General features: G+C 74.9%; 4 protein-coding genes. 2 read left to right on the top strand and 2 right to left on the bottom strand.

Annotation, left to right across the window (positions count from 1 at the left end; translation table 11 throughout):
- Window positions 1-176 precede the first annotated feature (176 nt).
- Complete coding sequence (locus tag ACWEN3_RS39320; protein WP_452981402.1) at window positions 177-2,819, top strand: SpoIIE family protein phosphatase; 2,643 nt, start codon at window positions 177-179, stop codon at window positions 2,817-2,819.
- A 90-nt stretch (window positions 2,820-2,909) separates the two neighbouring features.
- Here ACWEN3_RS39320 and ACWEN3_RS39325 read toward each other — a convergent pair whose 3' ends face one another.
- Both ACWEN3_RS39325 and ACWEN3_RS39330 read right to left on the bottom strand, forming a co-directional pair.
- Window positions 2,910-3,980 carry an NAD(+)/NADH kinase gene (locus tag ACWEN3_RS39325; RefSeq protein WP_452981393.1) on the bottom strand — a complete coding sequence of 357 codons (1,071 nt, stop codon included), beginning with the start codon at window positions 3,978-3,980 and terminating at the stop codon, window positions 2,910-2,912.
- A 148-nt stretch (window positions 3,981-4,128) separates the two neighbouring features.
- Window positions 4,129-4,836, bottom strand: coding sequence for an SDR family NAD(P)-dependent oxidoreductase (locus tag ACWEN3_RS39330; RefSeq protein WP_452981396.1), 708 nt, complete (start codon window positions 4,834-4,836; stop codon window positions 4,129-4,131).
- 101 nt (window positions 4,837-4,937) lie between these two features.
- On the opposite strand from ACWEN3_RS39330, the gene ACWEN3_RS39335 reads away from it, so the two are divergent.
- Window positions 4,938-5,783, top strand: a complete 846-nt coding sequence (locus ACWEN3_RS39335) for a helix-turn-helix transcriptional regulator (RefSeq protein WP_452981399.1) — start codon at window positions 4,938-4,940, stop codon at window positions 5,781-5,783.
- The last annotated feature ends 78 nt before the right edge of the window (window positions 5,784-5,861 follow it).

Raw genomic sequence — 5,861 nt, forward strand, 5'->3', positions numbered from 1 at the left:
CCACGTTCCCCGGGATGCGTGAGCGCACGGTGACCATCGGCTCGGCCGGGAAGACGGCCGAGGGGGTGCACCTCCAGGAGGGCGGGCGGCTGTGGCAGCCGTTCCCTGCCGGCCTGCGTCGTCCGGTCTCCGCCCGGCCCAGTTTCGCCCGGCGATTGTGGGTACACGGTGTCGGTATGGGCGGCTTGGGTGCGCTCGGAGCGTCGTCGCGGCGGTTGCCGCCGCGGCCGGAGAGCGCCGCGTCGGCCCGCCGTTTCGTGCGGGCCGCGCTGGGTGGCGTCGCGCCGGACGTGGTGGAGACCGCCGAGCTGCTCACCGGGGAGCTGGTGACCAACGCGGTGCTGCACGCGCGCACCGAGGTGGAGGTCCGTGCGAAGGGGGCCGCGGACCGGGTGCACGTCCAGGTCACCGACGAACGGCCGGACCGCGGGCTGACCCCGCACGAGTGCCTGCCGTACGCCGCCACCGGACGGGGCCTCGCGCTGGTGCAGGAGCTGTCCTCGGACCACGGCGTCCGTGTCGACGCGGACCGCAAGACGGTGTGGTTCGAACTGTGGAACGAGGTCCCGGTGCCCCCGTCGTCCCCGTGGGAGGCCGTGCCGCCGTCCGGCCCCACGGTGCCGGTCACGCTGATCGACCTGCCCTACGCCCTCTACACCGCGTCGCGGCAGCACCGGGAGGCGCTGCTGCGGGAACTGACCCTCATGTCGTTCAGCGGGCCCCCCGCCGGCCTGGCCCCGCAGGACCTCGTCACCGCCCAGGACATGAGCAACCTGATCAGCGCCTACATGACCGCCGCGGTGGAGGAGGAGACCCCCGGCACCTCCACCCTCGGCCTGCGGGTGGTGTTCCCGGCGGACGCGGCGCCCGCCGTGACCACCCTGGGCCGGCTGCTCGACACGTCCGATGCCGCGGCCCAGCAGGGAAACCTCCTCACCCTCCCGGCGCTCCCGCAGGTCAGGGCCATGCGCGGCTGGCTGCTCGACCAGATCGTCAGCCAGCTCTCCGGGGGCCGCCCCACCGCCTGGACGCTGGTCCGCAGCGCACCGAGCGCCACCTCCACCGAACTGGCCCCCTGGGACGCCTCGGAGGTCGAGACGAGCAGCGTCCCGACCGTCGCCGCCGACGACGGCAACCGGATCATCGCGGTGAACGCCGCCGCGGCGGAGCTGCTGGGCTGGCAGCCGGACGACCTCGTCGGGCGCCGGCTGACCACCCTGATCCCCGAGCACCTGCGGCAACGCCATGTGGCGGCCTTCACGTCCCTGCTGCTCACCGGGCAGCCGAGGATCCTGGGCCGGTCCCTTCCGCTGCCCGCGCTGCACAGGGACGGCCGGCTCGTGCCCATCCGGCTGCACATCCAGACCCAGGAGGCGGTCGACGGCCGTACCGTGTTCGTCGCCCAGCTCGGTGTGCGGACGATCTCGGCCGTGTCCCCGCACGAGGCCGAGGACCACCCGCCCGCGGTACGACCGCGGCCGGGCGCCCTGCGCAGACCTCTCGGTGCGCCGGCCGCCCTGCGCCCTGCGCACCGAGAGGGCGACGCGTACACCGACCGCGGGGCTCCGGAGCGGCTCAGCCTGCTGGCCGACGTCTCCAGCGCGCTGACCAGCACACTCGACCTCAACGAGGGACTGCACCGGGTGTGCCAGGTGCTCACCCGGCAGCTCGCCGACTGGTGCGTGGTGGATCTGCTGGACGAGCAGGGGCGGGCGGAGCGGGTCTGCGTCGTCCACCGCCACCCCGAGGCACTGCGGCCCGGCGTCCACCTCGGCACGCTGCCGCCGATGTCCGAGGCGACACGGGGACCGCTGCCCCGGGTGCTGCGCGGCGCCGGCCCCCTGCTGCTCACCGACACCTCCCCGCCCGGCGCGCCGGTCAGCGCCCTGGACGCGTGCCAGGTGGAGCTGTTCCAGCAGCTCGGGGGGAGCAGCGCCGTCATCGCCCCGCTGCGGGCCCGCCGGGAGGTCCTGGGCGCGCTGACCGTGGTCCGCGTCGACGGCGAGCAGCCGTTCACCGACGCCGATCTGCCGCTCCTCACCGACCTGATGCACGGCATCGCCCTCGGCGTGGACAACGCCCGCCTGCACCTGCACACCCGGCGCACCGCCGAACGCATGCAGCGCGCGCTGCTGCCCGAACTGCCGGACGTCGACCACCTGGAACTGACCGCCCGCTACGCCCCGTCCAGCGCCGACGCCCAGGTCGGCGGGGACTGGTTCGACGCGTTCCTGCTGCCCACCGGCGACACCGCCCTGGTCATCGGCGACGTGTCCGGACACGATCTGCAGGCCGCGGTGGCCATGAGCCAGCTGCGGAACCTGCTGCGCGGCATCGCGGTGGACCGTCAGGAACCTCCGGCGGAGGTCGTGCACCGCTTCGACCTGGCCTGCCAGACCCTCTACCCGCAGGCCACGGCGACGTGTGTGTACGGCGTGGTCAAGGGCGTCGAGGGCGGACCGTGGGAGCTGCGCCACTCCTCGGCCGGGCACCCGCCGATCCTGCTGACCACCCCGGAGGGCGACACCCGCTACCTGGAAGCCGGCGCCGGCATGCTCATCGGCGTGGACCCGAGCCTGCCCCGGGTCACGGCCCACGATCCGCTGCCGGCCCACTCCACCCTGCTGATGTTCACCGACGGCCTCATCGAGCGCCGCGGGGAGTCGCTCGACGACGCCATGGCCCGGCTGCGGCAGCACACCGCGGCCCTGGCCCGCGCCCCGCTCGACGTCTTCTGCGACGAACTCGTCATCGGACTCGGCACCGACACCACGGACGACATCGCCCTCCTGGCCCTGCGCCCGGCGCCGCCTCTCTGACGGTGCCGCTTCGGCCGCCATCTCGTCGCTTGCCCAGCTCCGCCGGGTCGTGCCGCGGCCCTGACCCAGGTGCCCGACGGGCACGGCGGTTCACCGTGCGGACGCGTCGCCGGGGGCGGCGGGCAGGGCGAGGTGGGCGAGATCGCCCGGTGGCGGCGAGGACACCGGCCACAAGGGGGCGGCCCCGCCGTCGGCGAGCGCGGCGGGGGCGTCGGTCAGGTTCATGCGCTCACGCAGCCGGCCGTAGAAGTCCGTCGGGCCCAGCCGGACCGCCTTGAGCCGGCGGGGCGCGGCGTACACGCCGATCCAGTCCCCGGGACCCAGCACGCCGCGCAGCTGGCCGTCGATGCTGACGGCGGCCTGGCCCGACCGTTCGAGCACACGCAGGGCGACGGGCTCGTCGGGGGCGGCCACCACCGAGCGGTTGAACACCATGTGCGGGGCCACCGGTGTGAAGACCAGCCCCTCCGCACGGGGCGAGACGACCGGACCACCGGCGGCGAAGCTGTACGCGGTGGAGCCCGTGGGCGTGGCCACCAGCAGCGCGTCGGCGGAGTAGGAGGCGAGCAGCCGGCCGGCCAGATAGACCGCGACCGACACCTGCCGGTCCCGGGCCAGCTTCTCCACCACGACGTCGTTCAGCGCGGTGACGTTCAGCGCCACACCCCAGTCGTTGCCCGTCTCGCACTCCGTGCGCACCCGGGGCGGAGGCAGCAGCGGCCCGCGGCCGTACCGCATCAGCACCTCCATCTGCGCGGGCATCTCCAGCCGGCAGGACGCCCGCATGGTGAGGAGCATCCGGCTCTCCACGGTGATCCGCTCCTCGCGCACCGCGTCCAGCGCCGCCCGCACCGCCGTGGCCGGCACCTCGGTCAGAAAGCCGACCCGCCCCAGGTCGACGCCGAGCACCAGGGCGTCGTTCTCGGCCGCCAGCCGGGCCCCGCGCAGGAAGGTGCCGTCGCCGCCGAGGGTGACGATGAGGTCCGGATCGTGCGCGGCGTCGACCTCCTCCCGCGCGCTGTGCCGGGCGCCCTCCCGCCACACGTCGATGTCGGTGCACGCCACGGCGTGCTCGGCGCACCACTCGCGCACGGCCCGCCCGGCGGCCAAGGCCTCGGGGCGTCCGCCGTGCACGACCAGGCCGATACGGTTCACCGTCATACCCGCCTCCCAGCCCGCTGCTACCGAGCGCCATCCTCGCCGCGCGCCTCGCCGGCCCGGCACGCGCCACGCCGCCGCATGCCACAGCCGGGGCAGCGACACGCCCGGCACACGTCGGCCGGCCCGTCGCTGTCGCCCCGGATGCCCGTCACCAGGGCAGGACCCCGGCCGCCTTCCGGAAGGTGCCCGTGGGGCCGTCGGGGCCGATGCCCGCCATGCGGACGATGACGTCCGCGCCCTCCTCGACCGTCTGGGTCCCGGTGTTGTGGTTGAGGTCGGTGGCGGTGAACCCGGGGTCGACCGCGTTGATCCGGATGCCGTCGAACGCCTTGGCGTACTGCACGGTGAGCATGTTGACCGCGGCCTTGGACGCCGGGTAGGCGAGGTCGGGGTAGAAGTGCTCGGGCGCCGCCGGGTCCGCGAGCGCCGCCGCCGCGGCGAGCCCGCTGCTGACGTTGACGACGACCGGGTGGGCCGAGCGCCGCAGCAGCGGCAGGAAGGCGTGCAGGACCCGGACCATGCCGAATACGTTGGTCTCGAACACGGTCCGCACGTCGTCGGCGGTGGTCGTGGCGGGGTCGACGAAGCCGCCGTCGGGCCGGCGCGGCTCGATCCCGGCGTTGTTGACCAGGACGTCCAGGCCGCCCTCGGCCTCGATCACCTTGACCGCGGCGGCGACGGAGGCGTCGTCGGTGACGTCGAGCTGGACGAAGTGGGCGCCGAGCTCCTCGGCGGCGCGCCGGCCGCGCTCGGGGTCGCGGGCGCCGAGGTGGACGGTGTGGCCGGCGGCCAGCAGCCGGCGGGCGGTCTCGAAGCCGAGACCCTTGTTCGCTCCGGTGATGAGTGTGTTCGTCATGCCTCAAGGCTCCGCCGACGGCACCGGAACAGCCAGAAGACCTGTTTTCCTAGGAATCGCGGTACCAGGCACGCCCGGGCGCCGCGCGGCACACTGGGGGCATGACGAGCGGGGAACTGGGAGCGGCGATCCACCGCTGGCGCGACCGGCTACCGCCCGGGGACGCCGGACTGCCCGCCGGGGGCCGCCGACGGGCCGCGGGGCTGCGCCGGGAGGAACTGGCACAGCTGGCCGGGATCTCCGTCGACTACGTGACGCGGCTGGAACAGGGCCGGGCGACCAACCCGTCCTCCCAGGTCGTCGAGTCGCTGGCCCGGGCGCTCAGGCTCTCGGCCCCCGAACGCGACCATCTGTACCGGCTGGCGGGACTCGCCCCGCCCGGTCCACGGACCGTGCCCGCCTTCATCCCGCCCAGCGTGCAGCGGCTGCTGGACCGGCTGGCCGGGACCCCGGTCGCGGTCTACGACGCCACCTGGACCCTGCTGGTCGCCAACGCGCCCTACGCCGCCCTCATGGGCGACCCTTCCCGCCTGCGCGGCGGGGAACGCAACGGTGTGTGGCGGCACTTCCTCGGCCCCGGACACGGCGTCGCCCACACGCCGGACGCGCTGCGGGCCTTCGAGACGGCACTCGTCGCCGACCTGCGCACCGCCGCCGAGCGCTACCCGGCCGACCGCCGGCTGCACGCCCTGATCAGGGAACTGCGCGAGCGCAGCGACCGTTTCGCCGGACTGTGGGACAGCGGCGTGGTGGGCGTCCACGACGCGGCGCGCAAGACCGTGGAGCACCCGGCCGTCGGCCCGGTGACGCTCGACTGCGATGTGCTCTCCGTGGCCGGCAGCGATCTGCGGATCATGGTCTACACGGCCGAGCCCGGCACCGAGGACGCCGAGCGCCTCGCCCTGCTCACGGTCCTCGGCCCCCAGGAGGCCCCGGCCGTCCCGTGAGCCCGAGCCGGTCCCGGCGGCGTCACCGTGGCTCCCGTACGGCGTGACGGCACACGACGGCGCGCGGCGGCCGGATCC

It is taken from the genome of Streptomyces sp. NPDC004561 (genome assembly GCF_053602155.1).

Excerpts from the sequence above, each read along its gene's own strand:
- ACWEN3_RS39330 (WP_452981396.1), bottom strand. The coding sequence starts at position 4,836 with ATGACGAACACACTCATCACCGGAGCGAACAAGGGTCTCGGCTTCGAG.
- ACWEN3_RS39325 (WP_452981393.1), bottom strand. The coding sequence starts at position 3,980 with ATGACGGTGAACCGTATCGGCCTGGTCGTGCACGGCGGACGCCCCGAG.
- ACWEN3_RS39335 (WP_452981399.1), top strand. The coding sequence starts at position 4,938 with ATGACGAGCGGGGAACTGGGAGCGGCGATCCACCGCTGGCGCGACCGG.
- ACWEN3_RS39320 (WP_452981402.1), top strand. The coding sequence starts at position 177 with ATGGGCGGCTTGGGTGCGCTCGGAGCGTCGTCGCGGCGGTTGCCGCCG.